Source organism: Ruegeria sp. AI2, from assembly GCF_056541275.1.
Genome location: NZ_JBQFYB010000001.1, coordinates 762,895 through 786,419 on the forward strand (window position 1 = coordinate 762,895; position 23,525 = coordinate 786,419).

At 57.9% G+C, this 23,525-nt stretch carries 24 protein-coding genes; 17 read left to right on the plus strand and 7 right to left on the minus strand.

Features of this window, described 5'->3' with window-relative positions; genetic code table 11:
* Positions 1–7 precede the first annotated feature (7 nt).
* The 6 genes from ccmE (at position 8) to ACR0LL_RS03775 (ending at position 5,095) form a co-directional block, all read left to right on the plus strand.
* Positions 8–454, plus strand: a complete 447-nt coding sequence (gene ccmE, locus ACR0LL_RS03750) for a cytochrome c maturation protein CcmE (protein ID WP_209504023.1) — start codon at positions 8–10, stop codon at positions 452–454.
* A gap of 116 nt (positions 455–570) precedes the next feature.
* Complete coding sequence (locus ACR0LL_RS03755; RefSeq protein WP_480584118.1) at positions 571–1,182, plus strand: holin-associated N-acetylmuramidase; 612 nt, start codon at positions 571–573, stop codon at positions 1,180–1,182.
* Positions 1,173–1,751, plus strand: coding sequence for a holin family protein (locus tag ACR0LL_RS03760; RefSeq protein ID WP_480584121.1), 579 nt, complete (start codon positions 1,173–1,175; stop codon positions 1,749–1,751). Before ACR0LL_RS03755 ends, ACR0LL_RS03760 begins: the two co-directional genes overlap by 10 nt.
* Before the next feature lie 75 nt (positions 1,752–1,826).
* A complete protein-coding gene (locus ACR0LL_RS03765; protein ID WP_480584122.1) occupies positions 1,827–3,791 on the plus strand; it encodes a heme lyase CcmF/NrfE family subunit in 1,965 nt (654 codons plus the stop codon).
* On the plus strand, positions 3,788–4,243 hold the full coding sequence (locus ACR0LL_RS03770) for a cytochrome c-type biogenesis protein (RefSeq protein ID WP_480481083.1): 456 nt from the start codon (positions 3,788–3,790) through the stop codon (positions 4,241–4,243). Before ACR0LL_RS03765 ends, ACR0LL_RS03770 begins: the two co-directional genes overlap by 4 nt.
* Before the next feature lie 75 nt (positions 4,244–4,318).
* The gene (locus tag ACR0LL_RS03775) at positions 4,319–5,095 is read left to right on the plus strand and encodes an enoyl-CoA hydratase-related protein (protein ID WP_480584124.1); all 777 of its coding nucleotides are present in this window, start codon (positions 4,319–4,321) and stop codon (positions 5,093–5,095) included.
* Positions 5,096–5,101: 6 nt separating this feature from the next.
* On the opposite strand, the gene bmt is transcribed toward ACR0LL_RS03775, so the two are convergent.
* Both bmt and ACR0LL_RS03785 read right to left on the minus strand, forming a co-directional pair.
* On the minus strand, positions 5,102–6,115 hold the full coding sequence (gene bmt, locus ACR0LL_RS03780; protein WP_267364607.1) for a betaine--homocysteine S-methyltransferase: 1,014 nt from the start codon (positions 6,113–6,115) through the stop codon (positions 5,102–5,104).
* A 124-nt stretch (positions 6,116–6,239) separates the two neighbouring features.
* Positions 6,240–6,560: a DUF1476 domain-containing protein gene (locus ACR0LL_RS03785; RefSeq protein WP_267364605.1), complete on the minus strand. Its 321-nt coding sequence runs from the start codon at positions 6,558–6,560 to the stop codon at positions 6,240–6,242.
* A gap of 186 nt (positions 6,561–6,746) precedes the next feature.
* On the opposite strand from ACR0LL_RS03785, the gene purC reads away from it, so the two are divergent.
* From purC to ACR0LL_RS03820, 7 genes are all read left to right on the plus strand, one after another.
* On the plus strand, positions 6,747–7,502 hold the full coding sequence (purC, locus tag ACR0LL_RS03790; RefSeq protein ID WP_209504015.1) for a phosphoribosylaminoimidazolesuccinocarboxamide synthase: 756 nt from the start codon (positions 6,747–6,749) through the stop codon (positions 7,500–7,502).
* Positions 7,503–7,787: 285 nt separating this feature from the next.
* Positions 7,788–8,018: a phosphoribosylformylglycinamidine synthase subunit PurS gene (gene purS / locus ACR0LL_RS03795; RefSeq protein ID WP_117872765.1), complete on the plus strand. Its 231-nt coding sequence runs from the start codon at positions 7,788–7,790 to the stop codon at positions 8,016–8,018.
* 3 nt (positions 8,019–8,021) lie between these two features.
* Positions 8,022–9,065, plus strand: a complete 1,044-nt coding sequence (locus tag ACR0LL_RS03800) for a zinc-dependent alcohol dehydrogenase family protein (protein WP_480584126.1) — start codon at positions 8,022–8,024, stop codon at positions 9,063–9,065.
* A gap of 11 nt (positions 9,066–9,076) precedes the next feature.
* The gene (gene purQ, locus ACR0LL_RS03805; RefSeq protein WP_480505287.1) at positions 9,077–9,745 is read left to right on the plus strand and encodes a phosphoribosylformylglycinamidine synthase subunit PurQ; all 669 of its coding nucleotides are present in this window, start codon (positions 9,077–9,079) and stop codon (positions 9,743–9,745) included.
* 69 nt (positions 9,746–9,814) lie between these two features.
* The gene (locus tag ACR0LL_RS03810; RefSeq protein ID WP_480585260.1) at positions 9,815–11,560 is read left to right on the plus strand and encodes a sensor histidine kinase; all 1,746 of its coding nucleotides are present in this window, start codon (positions 9,815–9,817) and stop codon (positions 11,558–11,560) included.
* Between the two features lie 12 nt (positions 11,561–11,572).
* On the plus strand, positions 11,573–12,907 hold the full coding sequence (locus ACR0LL_RS03815) for a sigma-54-dependent transcriptional regulator (RefSeq protein ID WP_267364599.1): 1,335 nt from the start codon (positions 11,573–11,575) through the stop codon (positions 12,905–12,907).
* Positions 12,908–13,409: 502 nt separating this feature from the next.
* Positions 13,410–16,202: an Rne/Rng family ribonuclease gene (locus tag ACR0LL_RS03820; RefSeq protein ID WP_480584128.1), complete on the plus strand. Its 2,793-nt coding sequence runs from the start codon at positions 13,410–13,412 to the stop codon at positions 16,200–16,202.
* 43 nt (positions 16,203–16,245) lie between these two features.
* On the opposite strand, the gene ACR0LL_RS03825 is transcribed toward ACR0LL_RS03820, so the two are convergent.
* On the minus strand, positions 16,246–16,479 hold the full coding sequence (locus ACR0LL_RS03825) for a sulfurtransferase TusA family protein (RefSeq protein WP_209504009.1): 234 nt from the start codon (positions 16,477–16,479) through the stop codon (positions 16,246–16,248).
* 106 nt (positions 16,480–16,585) lie between these two features.
* Here ACR0LL_RS03825 and ACR0LL_RS03830 point away from each other — a divergent pair, with 106 nt between their 5' ends.
* The 4 genes from ACR0LL_RS03830 to ACR0LL_RS03845 all read left to right on the plus strand — a co-directional run bounded on the left by ACR0LL_RS03830 (position 16,586) and on the right by ACR0LL_RS03845 (position 20,904).
* Positions 16,586–17,338, plus strand: a complete 753-nt coding sequence (locus ACR0LL_RS03830; protein WP_209504008.1) for a cytochrome c biogenesis CcdA family protein — start codon at positions 16,586–16,588, stop codon at positions 17,336–17,338.
* Positions 17,339–17,400: 62 nt separating this feature from the next.
* Positions 17,401–18,603, plus strand: coding sequence for a hypothetical protein (locus ACR0LL_RS03835; RefSeq protein WP_480584131.1), 1,203 nt, complete (start codon positions 17,401–17,403; stop codon positions 18,601–18,603).
* Positions 18,600–19,949, plus strand: a complete 1,350-nt coding sequence (locus tag ACR0LL_RS03840) for a cytochrome P450 (protein ID WP_480584134.1) — start codon at positions 18,600–18,602, stop codon at positions 19,947–19,949. The genes ACR0LL_RS03835 and ACR0LL_RS03840 overlap by 4 nt, the downstream gene beginning before the upstream one ends.
* A 73-nt stretch (positions 19,950–20,022) precedes the next feature.
* Positions 20,023–20,904, plus strand: coding sequence for a fructose bisphosphate aldolase (locus tag ACR0LL_RS03845; RefSeq protein ID WP_480584137.1), 882 nt, complete (start codon positions 20,023–20,025; stop codon positions 20,902–20,904).
* Between the two features lie 3 nt (positions 20,905–20,907).
* Here ACR0LL_RS03845 and ACR0LL_RS03850 read toward each other — a convergent pair whose 3' ends face one another.
* The 4 genes from ACR0LL_RS03850 to fumC are packed head-to-tail and all read right to left on the minus strand — an operon-like array spanning position 20,908 to position 23,358.
* Entirely contained in the window at positions 20,908–21,510 is a 603-nt protein-coding gene (locus ACR0LL_RS03850; RefSeq protein ID WP_480584139.1) for a DNA-3-methyladenine glycosylase I, read from the minus strand.
* Positions 21,511–21,569: 59 nt separating this feature from the next.
* Entirely contained in the window at positions 21,570–21,791 is a 222-nt protein-coding gene (locus tag ACR0LL_RS03855; RefSeq protein WP_267364385.1) for a ribbon-helix-helix domain-containing protein, read from the minus strand.
* Positions 21,788–21,964, minus strand: a complete 177-nt coding sequence (locus tag ACR0LL_RS03860; RefSeq protein ID WP_480584142.1) for a DUF4169 family protein — start codon at positions 21,962–21,964, stop codon at positions 21,788–21,790. Before ACR0LL_RS03860 ends, ACR0LL_RS03855 begins: the two co-directional genes overlap by 4 nt.
* Positions 21,964–23,358 (minus strand): class II fumarate hydratase, encoded by a 1,395-nt coding sequence (gene fumC / locus ACR0LL_RS03865; RefSeq protein ID WP_480584145.1) that lies wholly within the window; start codon positions 23,356–23,358, stop codon positions 21,964–21,966. Before fumC ends, ACR0LL_RS03860 begins: the two co-directional genes overlap by 1 nt.
* Positions 23,359–23,525 lie beyond the last annotated feature (167 nt).

Consider the following 23,525-nt stretch of genomic DNA (forward strand, 5'->3'; position numbering starts at 1 on the left):
GGATGGTATGAAAACGCTCAAGAAACGTCGGCGTGTACAAGTCATTCTGGTGGCAGTTGTTGCCTTGGTGGCGGCAACTGCGTTGATTGGTTGGGCATTGCAGGACGGGATCAACTTTTTCCGCTCGCCCAGCGAGGTGATTGCAGAGCCGCCGAAACCGACCGAAGTGTTTCGGATTGGCGGCTTGGTCGAAGAAGGCTCGATCATCCGCGGACAGGGCGAAACCATCCGTTTTGTTGTAACGGATGGCGGCGAAAGCGTTCCGGTCTCGTTCACAGGTGTTCTACCTGACCTTTTCTCGGAAAATCAGGGAATGATCGGCACGGGAAGTTACGTTAACGGCGTCTTTGAAGCGACTGAAATTCTTGCCAAACATGATGAGACCTACATGCCGAAAGAGGTCATGGACGCTCTGAAAGAGCAAGGTGTCTACAAAGGCGCGGAAGAAAGCTGAAGCCGTTTGAATCTGTTACGGAGCGTTGCGTGCCTGGTGCATGCAGCGCTCCGTTTCGTTTTAAATCATTAATACCTGTCGGAAACGGTGTGGCCACCTAACGTTACGAGGGTGGTATGCAAACGGTTCGCCAAATTGCCAAAGAGATTGTGGCCCGTGAAGGGGGCTTTGTTGATGACCCCGACGATCCGGGCGGGGCAACCAAGTTCGGGGTCACGATTCACACCCTGCGCAGGCTGGGTGTGGATCTGACTGGCGACGGCCGGGTTGACGAGGCTGATGTGCGCGCATTGTCCCCTCGGCAAGCGGTCGAAATCTTTGTGCAGCACTATTTCGACAAGCCGCACATTGCGGAGCTTCCCGAAACCCTGCATGCTTCGGTTTTCGACATGTATGTGAATGCCGGTGCGCAGGCGGTGAAGATCCTTCAGCGGCTGCTACAGGAAATGGGGTTTAACGTCACCGCCGACGGCGTGATAGGCCCGCAAACCGTGGCGGCCTGCCAAAGCGCGGCGCAGCCAGAGCCCGACGTCCTGCGCGACGCCTACGGGATTGCGCGGCGAAACTACTATTTTCGCCTTGCTGATCGGCGGCCTGCATCCAGAAAATACGCGCGCAACCGTTCAGGCGGCAAAGGTGGCTGGATAATACGGGCCGAAGAGTTTCTGTCGCCGCGTTATCATCTTTCGGACAGCGAATTTACCAGAAGGATCGCGGCATGGGGCTGATTTCAGGTGTGCTGGCGCTTTTATTTGGTAACGGGCGCAACGTCTTGCAGGAAACCGCAGAACTCTATCGTGAAAACACCGAAGCAAGCGCAGTACGCGCCAATGAGATTCAAACTCAAGCCATGTTACAGTTTGGCTCTGAATTTCAGGCACCTCAGAAGGGTCTTTTTGACCGTGTCATGGACGGCGTGAACAGGTTACCGCGCCCGGCGCTGGCATTGGGAACGCTTGGCTTGTTTGTTGCCGCCATGGTCGACCCAATATGGTTTGCCGCACGGATGCAGGGCATAGCCTTGGTCCCAGAGCCGCTTTGGTGGTTGCTGGGCGTGATCGTATCGTTTTACTTTGGCGCGCGTCACCAAAGTAAAATGCAGGATTTTCAGCGGGATATCCGCTCAACCATGACGCAACTGCCAACGGTCATGAGCAATATCGAGGCCTTGCGCACGATGCAGAGCGACAGCCCGGGAGTTGCTGATCCCGGTCCGGATGCTGTGCTGAACAGCGATGTCATAAGTCCCGAGGAAAACCAGGCGCTGAACGATTGGCGAAAGCTACGCGGTATCTGACCCGCGACACTTTGTGCGTGCAGAACAAGCTAAAGGTCATGGCCCCCGGTTCCGCACCGGCGTATATTCCGGGGCATGATTACAGAGCTTGGCCACTTCACCCTGATCCTCGCGTTCTTTGTCGCAATTGTGCAAAGCGTTGTTCCCCTGATCGGCGCCTCAAAACGCTGGACCGGCTGGATGGGCTTTGCAGAGCCCGCCGCGATCGTCCAGTTCCTGCTGACGGCGTTTGCATTTGGTGCATTGATCTGGGCGTTTGTAACGTCTGACTTCTCCCTCAGGATTGTGGTCGAGAATAGCCACACGGCAAAGCCGATGCTGTACAAGATCAGTGGAACATGGGGCAACCACGAAGGATCTATGCTGCTGTGGGTGCTGATTGTCACCCTGTTTGGTGCGATGGCGGCCTTCTTTGGTGGCGGCTTGCCACCGACACTCAAAGCCCGTGTTCTGGCCGTTCAATCGGCTATTGCCGTGGCGTTTTTCGGTTTTATCCTGTTCACGTCGAACCCGTTTGACCGACTTGCCATCGCTCCGTTTGACGGGCGCGACCTGAACCCGCTGCTGCAAGATCCCGGGCTGGCCTTCCACCCACCGTTTCTGTACCTTGGCTATGTCGGCTTGAGCATGGCATTCAGCTTTGCGATTGCTGCCCTGATCGAAGGGCGTATTGATGCGGCCTGGGGCCGGTGGGTACGCCCCTGGACGCTGGCGGCCTGGGTTTTCCTGACTATCGGTATCGCGCTGGGGTCCTGGTGGGCCTATTACGAATTGGGCTGGGGCGGCTTCTGGTTCTGGGACCCGGTCGAAAACGCGTCCTTCATGCCCTGGCTGCTGGCGGCGGCGCTGTTGCACTCGGCAATTGTTGTGGAAAAACGCGAAGCATTGAAAAGCTGGACCATTCTGCTGGCAATCATCGCGTTTGGATTTTCCCTCATAGGCACGTTTATCGTGCGTTCGGGGCTGCTGACCTCGGTTCACGCCTTTGCCAATGATCCGGAACGCGGTGTGTTCATCCTGATCATTCTGGTCTTCTTCATCGGCGGCGCGCTTACCTTGTTTGCCACACGCGCGCAAGCGATGGAGGCCAAGGGCGTTTTTGGCATGGTCAGCCGCGAAAGCGCGCTGATCGTGAACAATGTCCTTCTGGCGGTCAGTTGCTTCGTCGTTTTTGTTGGGACGATGTGGCCGATGGTGGCCGAGATGATGTTTGACCGCAAACTTTCGGTTGGGGCACCGTTTTTCAACGCGGCGTTTTCTCCGTTCATGGTTTTGCTGGGGCTTATCCTGCCAATCGGGGCAATGCTGCCGTGGAAACGCGGTCGGCTGGGCAAAACGGCCTGGTCCCTGCGCTATGCCTTTGGTCTGGCGCTGGCGATTGCGCTGTTGGTTTGGGCGATGCAGACCGGTCGCAGCGCGTTAGGACCCGTAGGCTTGTTTCTGGGGGCTTGGATTACATTCGGCGCCGCCATTGATTTGTGGAGCCGGACAGGCCGCAATGGCAGCTTCAAACGTCTGATCCGACTCCCGGGCGCCGATTGGGGTAAGGCAGTTGCCCATACCGGTCTTGGGGTGACGATCTTTGCGATTGCCGGTCTGACCGCGTGGGAGGCGGAAGATATCCGTGTAGCGCAACTGAACCAGCCGTTCGAAGTGGGTCAGTTTACACTGACATTGCAGGACGTGCGACGGGTACAGGGGCCGAACTATTTTTCAACCACGGCTGATGTTCTGGTCGAAAAGGGCGGTCGCGTCATCGGAACGCTGCATCCCGAGAAACGGGATTATCCCGTTGCACGCATGCCGACGACCGAGGCCGCGATTGACTATCGTTTTCTTGGTGATCTTTACGTCGTCATCGGGGATCAGCAGGCAGATGGCGGCTGGGTCATGCGCACCTATATCAAGCCTTTGGCGAACTGGATCTGGGGTGGATGTATCCTGATGGCGCTCGGCGGTGTCCTCAGCCTGAGCGACAGGCGGTTCCGTGTCGCCGCAGGTGCGCGCAAATCCCCCGCTGGCGGAGTACCCGCAGAATGAAACGCCTTGTATTGATCCTGCTGCTGCTGGCAGCGCCGGTGTTTGCGGTACAACCTGATGAAGTTCTGGACGACCCTGTTCTGGAGCAGCGCGCGCGCGACCTGAGTGTTGGGTTGCGATGCCTGGTGTGTCGCAATGAAAGCATTGACGAAAGCAACGCTGAACTGGCACGCGATCTGCGCTTGCTTTTGCGTGAACGCCTGGTTGCGGGTGACAGCGACGAAGAGGCCGTCGCGTTTATCGTTGACCGCTACGGCGAATATGTCTTGCTCAAGCCCACCACCAGTGGCTCGAATCTGCTGTTGTGGCTTGCCGGGCCGATCATGTTGCTGATCGCTGCCGCAGTCGGGTTGAACTTTCTTCGCACACGCGCCAGGGCGCAGGTTTCAGGTGAAACCGAAGCTCTAAGCGCAGAAGAACAGGAACGCCTTCGCCAAATTCTTGAAGACTGACGTTTGGTTCTGCTTTTCCCAACCAGCCCGGACAAGTAAACGTGCTTAAACACGTGGCGCGAGGGAAAAGTCTTCATGAATTACGAAACGGTTCTATTGGACATATCGGACGGTCTGGCGGTTCTGACCCTGAACAGACCGGACAAGATGAACGCGCTGACCACTCGGATGCGGGCAGAGATTACCCACGCGATGAAAGACGCCGCGGTTAAAGCGCGTTGTATCGTTATCACCGGGGCAGGTCCGGCGTTTTGTTCCGGGCAGGATCTGGGCGATGCATCATCGACCGGTAAGATCGATCTGGAACGATCATTGCGCGACGAATACGAGCCGATGCTGGAAACCATCCACAGCTGTCCGGTTCCGACGATCGCTGCTGTAAACGGACCTGCTGCGGGGGCAGGGGCCAACCTTGCGCTGTGTGCGGATGTGGTTATTGCAACGGAAAGTGCGTATTTCCTACAGGCGTTTGCACGTATCGGCTTGCTGCCCGATGCCGGGGGCACCTGGTTCATGCCGCGCCAGATGGGCTTGGCCAAAGCGATGGGGGCCGCCTTGTTTGCTGACAAGATCAGCGCCCGGCAGGCCGAAGAATGGGGCATGATCTGGGAAGCTGTGCCCGATGATACGTTTGCCGAACATTGGCACAAAAGGGCAGAATATCTGGCCAAAGGTCCAACCGCAGCCTATGGCGCGATCAAACGTGCCATTCGCGGGACGTACGAAAACACATTGCAGCAGCAGCTTGCGACCGAGGCGCATCTTCAAGGTGAATGTGGCCGGTCGCGGGATTTTGCTGAAGGTGTAGTGGCGTTCATGGAAAAACGCCCTCCGAAATTCGAAGGGCGTTGATAAGCGTTAGGCGCGGCGGCGGCGACGCGTACGGCGTTCGGGGCCCGCGTCGTCCTCGGTTCCGTCCGAAGCCGACGAAAACGGCCCCAGTGCCTCGGTGATCTGATCCAGTGTCGGGCGCTCGCCGCGCGAAGTGGTATCCAGCGCTTCGCGCATTTTGCGCAGATGATCGGGCATGGTCCCGCAGCACCCGCCGATGATTGTGGCGCCCGAATCCCGCGCCATGGCAGCATACCGACCCATCAGTTCGGGTGTCCCGTCATAGTGGATATGGCCATCCACGTATTTCGGAATGCCCGCATTGCCCTTTGAGATCAGCGGGCGCTCGGTGCCTTGCGCAGCAAAACCCAGAACCGTGCGCAGGATATCCGACGCGCCGGTACCACAATTGGCCCCAAAAGCGATCGGTGGGTTTGGCAAGGTTTCAACCAAAAGCGCAAGATCGGCCGAGGTGACACCCATCATTGTGCGCCCGGCCGTGTCAAAGCTCATCGTGCCGCACCAGGGCATGTCGGCCAGTGCAAAGGCCTCGGCTGCCGCGCGGAACTCCTCGGGCGCGCTGATGGTTTCTACCCAAAGAACGTCAACCCCGCCCGCTTTCAAAGCCTCGGCCTGTTCATGGAACATTTCAACCGCTTCGGAATGCGACAGGCTGCCGACCGGCTCCATAATCTCGCCGGTGGGTCCAACCGATCCGGCCACGACAACAGGGCGCCCGGCTTTGTCTGCGACTTCACGTCCGAGTTCTGCGCCGATACGGTTCAGCTCGCCCACGCGGTTCTGCGCATCATGCAGTTTCAGACGCGCCGCAGTACCTCCAAACGTATTGGTCAGAAACAGGTCGCTGCCCGCATCGACTGACCCCTGATACAGCGCCCTGATCTTGTCCGGAGCATCCACGTTCCACAGCTCAGGCGCATCACCTGATTGCAGACCCATGTTAAATAAGTTGGTCCCCGTTGCACCGTCCGCAAGGATGGCGTCTTTGGTGTCCAGAAGTTTGCTCAGCGCGTTTGTCATAGGGTTATTCCAGAAAAAGCGTATAAACGCTGCAAAAAAACAGAGACGCCCCATGTCTCATGACCAGGGCGTCAAATCAAATTCATAAAACTCATGAAGATCATGAGTTTTGCATTTCAGGCAATCAATGCTCGCCTTCCGCCATCACCTGTTCTTTGGCCTCAACCAGAAGCTCGGCCATTTTCGAACGGATCGTGGCTTCATCTGCAAGATCACCCAAGTAGGCTTTGACTGCCTCGACAACATCGTCCTCGCCGACATGCTGCAGGTCGGTATGAACCAGTTCCTGTCCGTATTTCCGTGCCTGTTCAACAGTTTCGCCCTTCAGCGCAGACGCCCAGACAGCCATAAAGCGGTTGCGGCGCATCCGTGCGATGAATTGCATCTTTTCGTCATGGGCGAATTTGCTTTCAAACGCGGCTTCACGTTCGTCGAATGTGGTCATTGGTTGGGGACCCCTTGGATTACCGTTTCTCACTGATGATATGACAATAGGACACTCTGGGTGCAAGGTATTTGCGCTGCGTCAAAGGCCCTCGGGGCAGCGAACTTGCGGGAACGCAGGGCTTGCACTATGAGGACGCCAACGTGAAGGGACTCATTCCCTTTCGCCAGTCTGGAAAGGTCGCTTATGGCGCGTCGCAAGAAAATCTACGAAGGCAAGGCCAAAATTCTGTATGAAGGCCCTGAGCCGGGCACCATCGTACAGTATTTCAAGGATGACGCCACCGCATTCAACGCCGAGAAGAAGGACGTGATTGACGGTAAAGGCGTGCTGAACAACCGGTTGTCCGAGTTCTTCATGACCGGACTGACCCAGATTGGCATTCCGAACCACTTCATCCGGCGCCTTAATATGCGCGAACAACTGGTGCGCAATTGCGAGATCATTCCGCTGGAAGTGATCGTGCGCAATTACGCGGCGGGTTCGATGTCGAAACGTCTTGGCATTGCCGAAGGGACGCAATTGCCTCGTCCGATCGTTGAATACTGCTTCAAGGATGATGCCTTGGGCGATCCTCTTGTCACCGAGGAACACATCGCCGCGTTTGGCTGGGCCAGCCAGCAGGACATGGACGACATCCTCAGCCTTGCGCTGCGCGTGAACGATTTCCTGAGCGGCGTGATGCTGGCGGTGGGCATCCGTCTGGTTGACTTCAAGATCGAAATCGGGCGCGTGTTTGAAGGCGACTATCAGCGGCTGGTTGTTGCGGATGAAATCAGCCCGGACAGCTGCCGCCTGTGGGATATCAAGACCGGTCAGAAACTGGACAAGGATGTATTCCGCCGCGATCTGGGCAGTCTGACAGATGCCTATTCCGAGGTCGCCCGAAGGCTGGGTGTGCTGCCTGCCAGTAATGTCACCAAGCCGACGCTGATCAACTAAACATTCCTTCTCAGCAGCGCCGCCCCCTCAGGGCGGCGTTTTGCCTTTGCCAAGTTGTTGGCAGAGCAGGGTGTTTGCGTGTGGCCGGGCCGTTTGATCAGATGACTATTCCGAAGTTTCCAGCTGCTGCGCCAACAAAACTACTCAGGTCCAACTGACGGCGCAGGATCGTCACTCGCCTGCGGCAAACTGCGTTTGAAACAGGGTTGTCGAAACCCATCAGGCGCGCTATCCCCCGCGCAACGAAATGGGCCTTGTATGCGGCCCACAGTTGGAGTTGCCAAAATGAAAGCACGGGTTCATGTGATGCTCAAGAACGGGGTGCTGGACCCGCAGGGCGAAGCAGTACGGCACGCATTGGGTGCAATGGGCTTTGATCAGGTCGAAGGTGTACGTCAGGGCAAAGTCATCGATCTTGAGCTTGCCGATGGCGCGACCGAGGCAGACGTGACCGAGATGTGCGAAAAGCTTTTGGCCAACACCGTCATCGAACGCTACGAGATCGAACTGGTCTGATTGATGCGGGCCGCGCGTCTGATCACCTATCGTCAACCGCTTGAGGTGTCGACGATCCCCGACCCGGTTCCCGCCGAAGACGGTGTTGTGGTGCGGGTGCTGGCCTGCGGCGTGTGCCGGTCCGACTGGCACGCCTGGTCGGGCTCAGACCCGGACGTTGTCCTGCCCATGACACCCGGCCACGAGTTTTGCGGCGAGGTGGTCTCGGTCGGTGCGCGCGTCTCACGGTGGCGTGTCGGGGACCGGGTGATTGCGCCCTTTATCCTAGCCTGTGGGCATTGTCCGGACTGCGCGCAGGGTCATCAGACAATCTGTCCGAACCAGGTCGTACCCGGCTTTACCTGTGACGGGGCTTTTGCTGAATATATTGCCGTGACTCATGCCGATGCCAACCTGACATCCTTGCCCGACAGCATCGCGCCCGAAATCGCTGCCGCATTGGGGTGCCGCGTAACCACGGCGTGGCAGGCGCTTGTTGGCCGGGCGCAAGTGCAGGGTGGTGAGTGGATCGCTGTCTTTGGCGGCGGCGGCGTCGGAATATCAACACTTCTTCTGGGCAAGGCGCTTGGCGCGCGTGTAATCGTTGTCGATATCGCCGAGGACAAGCTGGCCTATGCCGAAACTCTGGGCGCCGATGCGGTGGTCAACGCTGCGACATGCGATGCCCCTCAGGCGGTGAAGGACATCACCGGTGGCGGTGCCGATGTTGCGATCGAGGCACTTGGCGTCGAAGCCACGACCGTTTCCGCCATGCGATCCCTGCGCAAAATGGGGCGCATGGTGCAAATCGGAATGCCCGCAGGGGACCATGCGCAGATGTTGCTGCCGATGGATGTGCTCTATTCTGGTCAGCTCTCCGTATTTGGCACCCGCGGGATGCCAAGCTGGCGCTATCCGTCGCTGTTGTCGCTGATCGCGGGTCAAGGGGTCGACCTGAGCCCGCTGGTGACCCGGAAAATAACCCTGAACCAGGTAAGCGCCGAGCTTGCCGCTTTTGACCATCCAACGCCTCCGGGTGTTGCGATTGTCACAGATTTTGTCTCGTAGGAGGGCCCGCCATGCGTGCAGCCGTAATCGTATTCCCCGGATCCAACTGTGACCGAGATCTTGCCGTCGCCTTTGAGCAGGCCGGTTTTCAGGTCGATATGGTCTGGCACAAAGACGCGGCTTTGCCCGAAGGTATTGATATCGTGGGTGTTCCCGGCGGGTTCTCTTACGGAGATTACCTGCGTTGCGGCGCAATCGCGGCGCAATCGCCGATTTGCAAGGCCGTGGTCGAGCACACGCAACGTGGCGGTTATGCCGTCGGAATTTGCAACGGTTTTCAGGTTCTAACGGAAACCGGCATCCTGCCGGGCGCGTTGCTGCGCAATGCCGGGCTGAAATATATCTGCAAGACCGTCGGCCTGAAGGTCGAAACCAGCGACAGCGCGTTTACCAGCGGTTACAACGCAGGCGATGTGATCGGTATTCCGATTGCGCACCACGATGGCAACTATTTTGCGGATGACACGACACTGGCCGCTTTGAAAGATCAGGACCGGATCGCGTTCACCTATGCCGAAAACCCGAACGGCTCGGTTGGGGATATCGCCGGGATCCTGTCGGAAAACCGCCGCGTGCTTGGAATGATGCCGCACCCCGAACGCGCAGCCGATCAGGGTCATGGCGGCACAGACGGGGTGGCGTTGTTCCGCGCATTGTCAGGTGTGTTTGAAGCGGCGTGACTTGAGGTCTCGCCCGCCGGGGCGTAACCTTTCGCAATGAACCCCGAAGTTCGATCTGGCTGGTCAAATATGTTGAAACCGTTTCGTGGTGCACCGCTGGGCTGGCGGTTGCGGCTGGCGGTTCTTGTTCTGCTGGTCGCTACAATTGCAACGGTGTGGGTCACGAACCGGCTGTTGACCGACAGGTTCACCGAATCCACGCGCAACCGGGCGGAACTGCGGCTGACGCTGTATTCGGGCAACTTGCTGAGTGAATTGCGCCGCAACTCGATTGTTCCGCAATTGCTTGCCCGCGACCCGACGTTGATTTCGGCATTGCAGTCAGGCGATTACACCCTGTCGACACAGCGCCTTATTTCATTCGTGGAAGAGATCGGCGCGGCCTCTCTGGTTTTGCTGGACAGCGACGGGCGAACAGTTGCCGCAACTGACCGAAGCAGGTTGGGCGAGGGGCACCGGAACACGCCCTATTTTGTGGATGCGATCCGCTCGAACGCGACGATCTTCTCCGTTATTCCCAAGGATGCAGGCGGATACAGCTTTGTGTATTCGCGCCGGTTGGAGAACGGGGCGGAGTTTCTGGGGGTGATCGTCGTCGAGGTTGACCTGCAGAAGTTCGAACGCGCCTGGGCCGGTATCTCGGACGCGGTGATGGTTACCGACAGCACCGGCAACATCATTCTGTCTACTGAACCCCGGTGGCGCGGGCTGGATGAGAACACGGCGATGCTGCGCCAACCTCCACAAGGTGCGATCCAGCGCGCCATCCGAGCAACAACCGATTGGACCGCGCTGCCGCCTGATGCCTATCTTCAGGGCGAAGCGGTAATGCGGATCGAGACGCGCATTCCGTTCCGCGGCTGGCAGATGACCTCGTTCACGACCTATGCCTCGATCCGGGAAAAGGTGAACAGCGTTCTGGCGCTGGAAATCATGGGGTTTGCGATTCTTCTGGCGCTTGCGTTCTATGCGTTGAGCCGCCGTGCCACGTTGCGCATGACCCTGTTCCAGCGCGAGTCGGCAGAGCTTCGCGCATTGAACGCACGGCTACAGCGGGAAATCGCTGAACGTGAACGGGTTGAAAAGACGCTGGATTTGGCGGAACAGACGCTTGCGCAAAGCTCGAAGCTGGCCGCCCTGGGCGAGATGTCGGCAGCGGTCAGCCATGAGTTGAACCAGCCTCTGGCGGCAATGAAAACCTATCTTGCCGGGGCCCGTCTGCTGCTGCGCCGCAACCGCCCGGAAGAGGCCCTTGCCAGCTTTGGCCGCATCGATGGTCTGATCGAACGGATGGGCGCAATTACCCGGCAGCTCAAGTCTTATGCACGCAAGGGCGCGGATGCGTTTTCACCAGTAAATCTTGGTGAAGCGCTGGCCTCATCCCTGTCGATGATGGAGCCTCAACTGCGTCAGCGCCACGTGAAGATCACGCAGATCGTACCAGAGGAACCTGTGATCGTAATGGGGGATCGAATGCGCATCGAGCAGGTCATGGTCAACCTCTTGCGAAACGCGCTGGACGCCACCAAATCAGTGGTAGAGCCGGATGTGGAAATCATCCTGGCAGCAGGTGATATGGCAGTGCTGACCGTACGCGACAACGGGCACGGAATCGAGGATATCGAAAACCTGTTCGAGCCGTTCTACACGACCAAACAGCCCGGAGACGGTGTTGGTCTGGGGCTTGCCATCTCGTCAGGGATCGTGAACGACCATGGGGGACGGCTGACTGCGCGCAACGGCCAATATGGCGGTGCGGTGTTTGAAATGCAGTTGCCTGCACTGGGAAGAGACGGCCTTGAAGCCGCGGAATAACGAGGAATGACTATGGCACAAGCCATGAAAATTGCCATTGTTGACGATGAACAGGACATGCGCCAGTCGATCAGCCAGTGGCTCGCTTTGTCCGGCTACGACACGGAAACCTTTGCCAGCGCGGAAGATGCGCTCAAGGTGTTGGGTCCGGATTATCCTGGGATTGTTATTTCGGACATCAAGATGCCCGGAATGGACGGCATTCAGCTTCTCAAAAAGCTGATGGGCGCTGACAGCACCTTGCCTGTGATCATGATCACCGGTCACGGCGATGTTCCGATGGCTGTCGAGGCGATGCGTGTCGGTGCATTCGACTTCCTTGAAAAACCCTTTAACCCCGACCGCATGTCCGAGCTGGCCAAAAGGGCCAGCAATGCGCGGCGTCTGACGCTGGACAACCGCGCGCTGCGCCGTGAATTGTCCGGCGGCACCCAGATCATGAACAAGCTGATCGGCGCCAGCCCGGTTATGGAACGCCTGCGCGAGGATATCCTCGATCTGGGTCAGGCGGATGGCCATGTGCTAATCGACGGTGAGACAGGAACCGGAAAGACGCTTGTTGCACACGCCTTGCACGCGGTTGGCAGCCGTGCCGGTAAGAAGTTCGTGCTGGTGTCCTGCGCGGCACTCGAGGAAGACGCGCTGGCCAAACGTCTGTTTGGGCCGATGATGCCCGAAGATGCCCAATTGCCCGCCATCGAAGAGGCGCGGGGCGGGACGCTGGTTCTGGAAGATGTCGAGGCGCTCAGCGACTCCCTGCAAGCCAAGCTGCTCAGCGTGATGAACGAGCAGGGCACGCCGGCCGAGACACGCATCGTTGCGATCTCGAACCTGCAAGAGGCGGGAAAAACCTCCGAAGATGTCTTACGGCCGGACCTGTTCTACCGATTGGCCGCCTTGCGCATCACCATGCCACCCCTGCGCCAGAGGGGCGAGGATATTCTGACCCTGTTTACCCGTCTGAGCGAGCAGTTCGCCGAAGAATACGGCTGTGATGCGCCTCAGGTAAGTGCTCAGGAAGCGGCGCAGCTGTTGCAGGCGCCCTGGCCGGGGAACGTACGTCAGTTGATCAATATTGCCGAACGCGCGGTGCTGCAATCGCGCCGCGGGTCCGGAACAATCGCCTCGCTGTTGATGTCAGATCACGAGGAAATGCAGCCGGTCATGACCACTGAAGGCAAGCCGCTGAAGGAATATGTCGAAGCCTTTGAACGGATGCTGATCGACAACACGATGCGGCGGCACAAAGGCTCGATCGCGTCTGTGATGGATGAGCTGTGCCTGCCGCGCCGGACGCTGAATGAAAAGATGGCCAAATACGGCCTCCAGCGGTCGGACTATCTGTAAACTTTGTGGCGGGGGCTCTGCCCCCGTCGCCTTTGGCGACTCCCCCGGGATATTTTTGGCCAGATGAAGGCGATCCCGCACGCCGTGGCAGGGGCGGTGCAGTTTGCCCATTGTCTTTTCCACAGGACTGCTTTTATTGTGTCCGGACGGGCCGGGCCAGTTTTGTGTCCATAAGCCCCGAATCATTGAGTTTCGCTGCTTTGCTGATGGTGATGACGGATTGTTCGCCGCAAAGCAGACCGATTGTGCCTCATTTGGGGCAATGTAGTACCTGAGTCCGACATGTCGGGCGAAAGGAATAATGGGCAGGCTGCGGCTAACGCGCCTGTCGGAGAAGAACCGCGATGACGCGCGCGCAACGATTGAGTGACCGGGCAGGGGGCCACAGCGCCAGACCCTGCCGCGCGCCGTCCAATATCGCCCTGACAAGACACCTCCCCAAATGTGCCTGTCCACCTGGACGGGTCAGGACAACGCGTTTGGCGCGGTGCACCAAGGACACATGGCTAAGAAAATGCTTATCGATGCCACCCACGCGGAGGAAACCCGCGTCGTGGTGGTCGACGGAAACAAGGTCGAGGAGTTCGATTTTGAATCCGAAAACAAGCGCCAGCTTGCTGGCAACATCTATCTTGCAAAAGTAACACGGGTTGAGCCGTCGCTTCAGGCGGCCTTTGTGGATTATGGCGGGAACCGGCACGGCTTCCTGGCGTTTTCGGAAATTCACCCGGACTATTACCAGATCCCCATCGCCGACCGTGAGGCGTTGATGGAGGAAGAGCGCGCTTATGCCGAGGCCATGAAGGCGCGGGATGAGGCCGACGAGGGCAAGCCGAAAAAGCGGCGTTCTCGGTCCCGATCGAAGGCCGCGGATCTGAAGTCGGACGATTTGGTCGAAACGATGGAAGTTTCGACCGAGCCGACCGGTATGGAAACCATCGATTTTGACGAAAGTGACGAAGCGGACATGGAGGTGCCCGAGGGGACATCGCCAATGGAAGTCGTCGCTGAGACCCCTGTTGAGGAGCCTGAGGACAACGAAGCGCCGGAAGCTGTGTCAGATGACACTGTAGAGGGAACGGCTTCGGAAGACGAGGCAGAGGCTGAAACAGTTGAGTCTTCACAAGACGACGCAGCAGGGGATTCTGATGACGCGGCGGATGTTTCAAGCGCTGACGATGGCGATGAAGCGTCTGAATTGTCTGAAGATGACCAGGACGCAGATGATGGCGACGCTGATGAAGAACACGCTGACGCTGCCGCGAAAGATGACACGATTGAATCCGTGGCCGAGGAAGACGACAGCGAAGACATCCGCCCTCCGCGCAAGCCACGCCCACGCCGGTATAAGATTCAGGAAGTGATCAAAGTGCGCCAGGTGTTGCTGGTGCAGGTCGTCAAGGAAGAGCGCGGCAACAAAGGGGCAGCCCTGACGACATATCTGTCGCTGGCCGGTCGCTATTGTGTTCTGATGCCAAACACCGCCCGTGGCGGTGGGATCAGCCGCAAGATCACCAACGCGGTTGACCGCAAGAAACTGAAAGAAATCGCCGCGGATATTGATGTGCCCACGGGGGCGGGTTTGATTATCCGGACTGCGGGCGCCAAGCGCACCAAATCGGAAATCAAGCGCGACTATGAATACCTGCAACGCCTGTGGGAGCAGATCCGGGCATTGACCCTGGAATCCATCGCACCTGCGAAGATCTATGAAGAAGGCGATCTGATCAAACGGTCGATCCGGGACCTTTATAACCGCGATATCGATGAGGTTCTGGTCGAGGGCGAAGGCGGATACCGCATCGCCAAAGACTTCATGAAGATGATCATGCCGTCGCACGCCAAGAATGTGAAACGGTACGAGGACGCGCTGCCGCTGTTTGCGCGCTATCAGGTGGAAAGCTACCTGGCGGGGATGTTCAACCCGACCGTTCAGCTGAAATCTGGCGGGTATATCGTGATCGGCGTAACCGAAGCGCTGGTGGCAATCGACGTGAACTCGGGCCGGGCCACGAAAGAAGGCTCGATCGAGGAAACGGCGCTGAAAACCAACCTGGAGGCTGCGGAAGAAGTGGCCCGCCAGTTGCGTCTGCGTGACCTTGCCGGTCTGATTGTCATCGATTTCATCGATATGGACGAGCGCAAGAACAACGCGTCCGTTGAAAAGCGTCTGAAGGACAAGCTGAAAACCGACCGTGCCCGCATTCAGGTCGGCCGGATTTCAGGTTTTGGCCTGCTCGAGATGAGCCGTCAGAGGCTGCGCCCCGGTATGATCGAGGCGACCACGCAGCCATGCCCGGCATGCCACGGCACCGGCTTGATCCGTTCGGACGACAACATGGCACTGTCGATCCTGCGTCAGATCGAAGAGGAAGGCACCCGCCGCCGCTCACGCGAGGTTCTGGTGCGCTGCCCAGTCAGTATCGCGAACTTCCTGATGAACCAGAAGCGCGAGCATATTGCACAGATCGAATCGCGCTATGGCCTGTCTGTACGGATCGAAGGCGATGTGCATCTGGTCAGCCCGGATTTCTCGATGGAGAAATTCAAGACCGCCAGCCGCATTGTTCCCGAAGCGACAGCACCTGTCGTGTCGGTCGATGCCTCGCTGATGGATCTGGTCGATTCTTCGGAAGATGACGAAACCGAAGAGGATATTACGCCGACCGAAGATGACACCAAACCCAAGCGCAAGCGCCGCCGTCGTCGTCGCAAGAAGGGTGGGGGCAATGGTGACGCGCCGGAACAGGGCGCGGATGACGGTGAAGGGACACAGCAGGAGGATGCCACAGGTGAATCCGCTGAAACCGAAACCACTGTCGAGGCAGCCGAAGCCGAAGCGACCGAAGAGGAAAAACCTGCCAAGCCTAAGCGTAAGCGCGCTCCGCGTCGTCGTAAGAAAGATTCTGTAGCAGATGAGGCTGCGGAACAGCCTGCAGCAACGGACGCCGATGCCGGGGCTGATGCTCCCGCGGTTGAAGAAGCGGCCTCAGACGCCGAAGCCGAACCTGCCGAGGCGGCGGTCGCCGAGCAAAGCGAAGCTGTTGAGGCCGCTGATGCTGCGCCTGAAGCAACAGAGGTAGCCGAACAGACCGAAGAAGTCGCACAGGCTGAAGCGGTGGCAGCGGTGGAAGAACCTGCAGTTCAATCTGCCGATGAGCCGGTCGAAGACGCGCCCGTTGCAGAAACACCCGTGGCAACAGAACCTGAACCGGTGCTTGAAACTGTGGCAGATGAACCTGAACCAGAATCCGACAGGCCCAAACGGCGCGGATGGTGGTCGCTGGGTAAATGATGAAAGGGCGGGCAGGTTTGCCCGCCTTTCTTTTGTCGTTAAGTCAGTCGGATTTTCGGATCAGATAGATCTGATGTGCGCCGTCGAAATCCTGAGACAGCAAGGTGTGGCCAGCTTCGGCGCAAAAATGCGGGACATCGATGATGGCTGCCGGATCATCAGCCAATACACGCAGCACAGAGCCTTGCGGCATGGATTTCAGCCGTTTGCGGGCCTTGAGGACGGGCAGGGGGCACAGAAGGCCCAGCGCATCCAGCGTATCTGTAATCTCTGACATGATTTTCGGGATAGGGCGAAGTTGTAATATTGTCCAGATTCCAAGCACGAGGATGTGACTCATTGGCCCCGTGACGGACCGCCATTCATCACTTATGTGCTAAAACATGTTCGGAATAGAAATCATAGACGCGGGGCTGCTGCCCGCCATGTTTGTTGCCCTGCTGGGTGGCCTGATCAGCTTTCTGTCGCCTTGTGTGCTGCCCATCGTGCCGCCCTATCTGGCATATATGAGCGGTGTCACGATCAACGAGATGCAGGATGAGGCCCGCGCCCGGCGCAAGGCAACCATGTCAGCGCTGTTCTTTGTGTTGGGCCTGTCGACAGTTTTTCTGCTGTTGGGTTTCACTGCATCTGCCTTCGGGGCGTTTGTGCTGCAAAATCAGGTACTTTTCGCCAAACTGTCCGGTGCCGTTGTCATTGTCTTTGGTCTGCATTTCCTGAACGTCTTCCGCATCCCCTTTCTGGACCGCGAAGCGCGGATCGAAACCGGTGATTCCGGTGGTTCGGTCTTTGGTGCTTATATTCTTGGATTGGCCTTTGCCTTCGGTTGGACGCCTTGCATAGGCCCCCAACTTGGCGCGATCCTGTCACTTGCGGCATCCGAGGCCTCGGTGGCGCGTGGAACGCTGTTACTGGGTGTTTATGCGGCTGGATTGGGTATTCCGTTTCTGCTGGCTGCCATGTTCCTCAACCGCTCTATGACCGTGATGAACCGGATCAAACCCTATATGGGTGTGATCGAAAAAGTCATGGGTGGGCTGCTGCTGTTCGTGGGCATCATGCTGATCACGGGCCTGTTCACCCGCTTCAGTTGGTGGTTGCTGGAAACCTTTCCGGCGCTTGCGAATTTCGGTTGAGCGTCTGACCCCCTTACCTTGACCTAAAGCCTGCGTTAACCTGCGCGGCAGAAGGTAAAGGCATGAGCAGTCAGAGAAATCAGTCACAGGTGCGCAAACGCCGGGTGTTCTACATCCCCGGTTATGACCCGATGCCGCCGCGACGATATCGCGAGCTTTACCGAACCGAGTCGCAAGCGCAGGCCCGGATTTCAGGATATGAGATCACGATTGCCCCTAAGTCCGCAAAAGGTCTGTTCGGCTGGTCCGTGACATCAATGCAGGACGGTGCGTCTGTTGAGACAGAGATCGAAGTACTGGTCTGGTCAGACATCGTGCGCGACAGCATGTCCGCGTCGATCCCAGCAACCTATGCGAAGTTGGCGCACACGGCGTGGATATACATTTCGACCGGTGCTTTGTGGCGCCTCATGCGGTTGCGCAAAGGCCCGGTGATTGCGGCGCTCTATCCGGTGGCGATGTTGGTGTCTCAGCTGCTGGTTGCGTTTGCAGTCGCGTGGGCATGTGTGGCGATGGCTGGCTGGTGGGGTCTGTTACCGGGTATTGCCGTTGCGGTTGCGCTGATGCTGTGGTTCCGCAAGATCGACAACCGGTTGTTTGCCTACTACCTGATGCATGATTACGCCTATTCCGCACAGTTAAAGGGGGAAACTCCGCTTAAACTGAAGGAAAGGCTGGCCGCATTCCGCAAAGCGATTGAAGCCGCGCTGATATCCGGTGTAGATGAGGTTCTGGTGGTGGGCCACAGTTCGGGTGCGCATCTGGGGGTGTCTGTTCTGGCCGACCTGATCCGCGACAGGGCCGTGCCGCAACAGGGGGCAGAGTTGTCGTTCCTCAGCCTGGGGCAGGTGATGCCTATGGTGTCCTTTCTGCCAAATGCGCATGGCCTTCGGTCCGACCTTCAATTCCTGTCTTCCAGTCCGGACATCACGTGGGTCGATGTCTCGGCCCCCGGGGATGGCTGCGCATTTGCGCTGTGTGATCCGGTGGCCGTTACAGGGGTGGCCGGGCCGGACAAACGCTGGCCGCTTGTCCTGTCGGCGGCCTTTACGCAAACTCTGGCGCCTGAACGTTGGAAAGCCCTGCGCTGGCGGTTCTTCCGGCTGCATTTTCAGTACCTTTGCGCATTCGATACGCCGGGTATTTACGACTATTTCCGAATTACAGCAGGCCCTTTGACGCTGAAACAGCGGTTCCGAGGACGTGCCCCCTCACGCAGCCGGATTGAGACGCCTGTGTCCAAATACACGTCGGTTCGCCCATGATCCCGCCCAAGCCCCAGCCGCGCGCAGACAAGGTTTCCCTATTGCGTTACCTGAAACTGTTTCGTCAGGATCTGCTGTCTGCACAGCCAGCGCGCCTTTATCGCGCGTGGATGGCCGAATTCAGGACACCCTTCTTCCGGTCCTTCCTGGTCAATGAACCGGACCTGATTGACACCGTCCTCAGGAAAAGCCCCGAAGATTTTCCTAAATCGGGCCGGATCAGCGAAGGCCTGCGCCCCTTGCTTGGTAATTCGGTGTTCCTAACCAATGGAGAGACGTGGAAACGTCAGCGGCGCATCATTGACCCGGCATTTGAGGGCGGGCGGCTGAAAGACACGTTTCCCGCCATGCTGGCCGCAGCAGACGCTTGTGTTGAGCGGTTGCGCCCCCATGTCGGCAAACAGATCGAAGTCGAAGAACAGACAAGCCACGCCGCAGCAGATGTGATTTTTCGCACCTTGTTTTCGGTGCCGATCGACCACGCCATAGCCAGCAAGGTGTTTGAAAAGTTCCGCAACTACCAGCGTGAACAACCTCTGCTGAACCTTGCAGCTTTCGTTCCGCTGCCCAAATGGATGCCTCGGTTCCACTCCCGGACGACACGGAAAAACGCCGAAGACATCCGTAACCTGATCACTGACCTGACCCATGAGCGGGCAGAGGCGATCAAGGCCGGAACCGCCCCCGATGATCTGGCAACCAAGATCATGACAACCGCTGACCCTGAAACCGGTCAGTTTTTCGGGCCCGAGGAGATGGTCGATCAGGTCGCGATCTTCTTTCTGGCAGGCCATGAAACCAGCGCATCGGCCCTGGCGTGGACATTGTATCTGCTGGCGTTTTATCCCGAATGGCAGGAAAGGATTGCTAACGAAGCTGCCGTTCTGGACGATCCGACCTTTGCCTCGGTTTCCAAACTCAAGATCAGCCGCGACGTGTTTCGCGAGGCACTGCGCCTTTACCCGCCGGTTCCCATGATGGTGCGAGAGGCCACGTGCCCACACCAGTTCCGAAACAGGGACGTTCCCAACGGGTCACAAATCGTAATCAGCCCCTGGCACCTGCACCGTCACGAACGGTTATGGGACAATCCCGACGGCTTTGACCCGACCCGCTGGAACAGTGACAACGGCAAAACATGCCAGCGTAAGGCATATATCCCGTTTTCCGCAGGTCCCCGCGTCTGTACCGGGGCCGGGTTTGCCATGGTCGAAGGGCCGCTGATCCTGTCGATGCTGGTGCGGAATTTCAAATTCGAAACAATCAGCGGCAAAACGCCGGTTCCGGTGGCCCATCTGACCGTTCGATCCAGGGATGGCATATGGTTGCGGCTGGTTGAGCGCTAACAAACTACCATCGGTCCTGACTGTGATGTATGCGGGGGAAGACATCGGAATCATCATTGAACGGGAAAACATTATGGCCAAAGCAGAACAGCGCGCGCAGATGATCAACGGCGCAGGCTTTATCGCGGCATTGGATCAAAGCGGCGGCTCGACCCCGAAAGCTCTGGCGTTGTACGGCGTTGACGCGTCGACCTACAGCTCGGACGCTGAGATGTTCGGCGAAATTCAAAAGATGCGCGCGCGGATCATTCTGGCCAATGACTTCACCAAAGACAAAGTCATCGGTGCGATCCTGTTCGAACGCACCCTTGGTGAAGAGATCGAGGGCCGCAAAGTCGCTGATTACCTCTGGTCGGTCAAAGGAATCGTGCCATTCCTGAAAATCGACAAGGGCCTTGAGGATCAGGCCAACGGTGTTCAGTTGATGAAACCGATCCCCGGTCTGGCCGACACGCTAGCTAAGGCAGAAGGCGTGTTCGGTACCAAAGAACGTTCGGTCATCCACGAGGCCAATGCCGAAGGCATCGCGGCCGTGGTTGCCCAGCAATTCGACGTTGCCCGTGAAGTGACTGACGCCGGAATGGTTCCAATCGTCGAGCCTGAGGTCAACATTCATTCAGAAACCAAGGCCGAGGCCGAGGAGATTCTGAAAGCTGAAATCCTGAAGAACCTTGACCAGCTGGGTGAGGGGCAGGAGGTCATGCTGAAGCTGACGATCCCGACACAGGCAAACCTGTATGACGAACTGGCCGACCATCCGCGCGTTCTGCGCGTTGTTGCGCTGTCAGGTGGGTATTCGACCGAAGAGGCCTGCGACCTGTTGGGACAGAACGGCAAAATGATCGCTTCTTTCTCTCGCGCACTGACCGAAGGTCTCTCGAAACAGCAGTCGGACGCCGAATTCAACACCGCCTTGGGCGGCAATATCGACAAGATCTTCAAAGCTTCGGTCTGATCCTCAGACAGGTTTCATGAAAGAGCGGCGCAACTGTGCCGCTTTTTTTCTGCTGATACAGCCTTCGGCATGGTCATTGACCAGCCCCATGGCCTGCATGAACGCAAACACCGTCGTGGGGCCAACAAATTTCCAGCCCCGTTTCTTGAGGTCCTTCGACATTGCCACCGACTCGGGCGATGTGGATGCCGATTGTGGGGGCGACGGGGTTTCCGCCTCATACCGCCAGACATAAGCCGCCAGCGATCCTTCCGACGCCACCAGCTCCTGCGCGCGGCGGGCGTTGTTGATCACCGCCTCGATCTTGCCCCGGTGGCGAATGATCCCATCATTTTGCAGCAGACGTTCAACATCGACTTCAGAGAACTCGGCCATCTTGTTGAAATCAAAACCGTAAAACGCTTCTCGGAAATTCTCGCGCTTGTTCAGGATCGTGCGCCAGCTAAGACCCGACTGAAAGCTTTCCAGGCACAGTTTCTCGAACAGTCGCCGGTCATCCGAGACCGGAAAGCCCCATTCGGTGTCATGATAGTCAAAGAATTCCGGCGCCGCCTGGCACCAGGAACACCGAGGTTGACCGTCAGGTCCCAATACCGTGCTTCCCATGAGTGTACCCCTTTTGTTCTATGGTGAAGTTACACTTAACAACCAAGATCTGACAAGCGTTAAACCTTGTCTCGGTACCAGTTCAGAATAAACACGCGAATAGCCGAGGCCAATCCGGTTTCCGGGTCGCGGTCAACATCAATTTGCGCGGCCAGTGCATTGATTGGCTGATCTTTTTCTTTCGCAATGTCGCGAAATGCCCGCCAAAACTCATCTTCAAGCGAGACAGATGTCCGGTGTCCCTTGAGGGTCAATGAACGTTTTATTGGCCGACCGCTCATTCATCCAGCTCGTGATTGTCAAGGTCACGCCTCTGCTTGTCCTGCTGAAGTTTGACGATTGTTTTCTCGGACTTGGTGCGCCCAAAGGCGACGGCATTCTGATCTGCGCGGGCCTTCTTTTCGGCCCGCGCCTTTTCTTTTCGATACCGGTTCAGGTTGACCGGCTTGCCCATCAGTCTTTCGGGCCGATCATCTGTTCGGGGCGGACAACGGCGTCAAACGTTGCCTCGTCCACAAACCCCAGCGCAATGGCTTCTTCCTTGAGGGTTGTGCCGTTCTTATGCGCGGTCTTGGCGACCGTTGTGGCGTTGTCATAGCCGATGGTCGGGGCCAGCGCCGTCACCAGCATCAGCGATTCCTTCATCAGCTTGTCGATGCGCGGCTCATTGGCCTTGATGCCCAGCAACATCCGCTCGGTAAAGCTGTCGGCGGCGTCGCCCAGCAACTGGATGGATTGCAACAGATTGTAGGACATCATCGGGTTATAGACGTTCAGCTCGAAATGGCCCTGACTGCCTGCAAAATTCATCGCGGCGTTGTTGCCCATTACGTGCGCAGCAACCTGTGTCAGAGCCTCGGCCTGGGTCGGGTTCACCTTGCCGGGCATGATGGACGAGCCGGGCTCGTTCTCGGGCAGGATCAGTTCTCCAAGCCCCGAACGCGGGCCAGAGCCCAGGAAACGGATGTCGTTGGCAATCTTGTAACAGCTGCCTGCGATGGTCGCCAAAGCCCCGGACATAAAGACCATGGCGTCATGGGCGGCCAGCGCTTCGAATTTGTTCGGCGCAGTCACGAAGGGCAGGCCGGTGATCTGCGCCATATGGCCCGCAACCGCTTCGCCCCAACCGTTTTGGGTGTTCAGGCCGGTGCCGACGGCGGTGCCGCCTTGCGCCAGTTCGTAGATGCCGGGCAGCGCTGCGTGTACGCGCGCAATCCCCTGACGGATCTGGTGGGCATAACCGCTGAATTCCTGCCCCAGTGTCAGAGGCGTTGCATCCTGCGTATGAGTCCGGCCGATCTTGATGATGTCCTTGAACTCATCAGCTTTCTGCTCAAGACCTGAGGCCAGCTTTTCAAGCCCGGGCAGAAGGACGTCACGAACACTCATCGCTGTGGCGATGTGCATCGCGGTGGGAAAGGTGTCATTCGACGACTGACCCATGTTGCAGTGATCGTTCGGATGCACGGGGTTTTTTGAACCGATGACACCGCCCAGAATTTCGATGGCGCGGTTCGCGATGACCTCGTTCGAGTTCATGTTCGACTGGGTGCCGGAACCTGTCTGCCAGACGACCAGCGGAAAGTTGTCGTCAAACTTGCCTTCGATCACCTCACCCGCGGCCTGAATGATGGCGTCGGCAATCCTGGCATCCAGTTTTCCGGTCGCCTTGTTCTCCATCGCGCAGGCTTGCTTGATCACGCCCAGCGCACGCACAATGGCGATGGGTTGTTTCTCCCAACCGATCGGGAAGTTCATGATCGAACGCTGCGTTTGCGCGCCCCAATACTTGTCGACAGGAACCTCGAGCGGGCCAAAGCTGTCGGATTCGGTGCGGGTCTGAGACATCTGTCACTCCGTCTGGTATGCTGTTGTATGCCGTTTAGCCGCAGCCAAGCTGTGACGCAATCGGCCAGTTGCGCGCACCTTAAACCCAAGGGCGTCAAAGGTATAGGCGCGGGGTGCGTCACTTTTATTGTTATCGTCAGGGAATGTGCCATTGTGCGCGGCCCCCT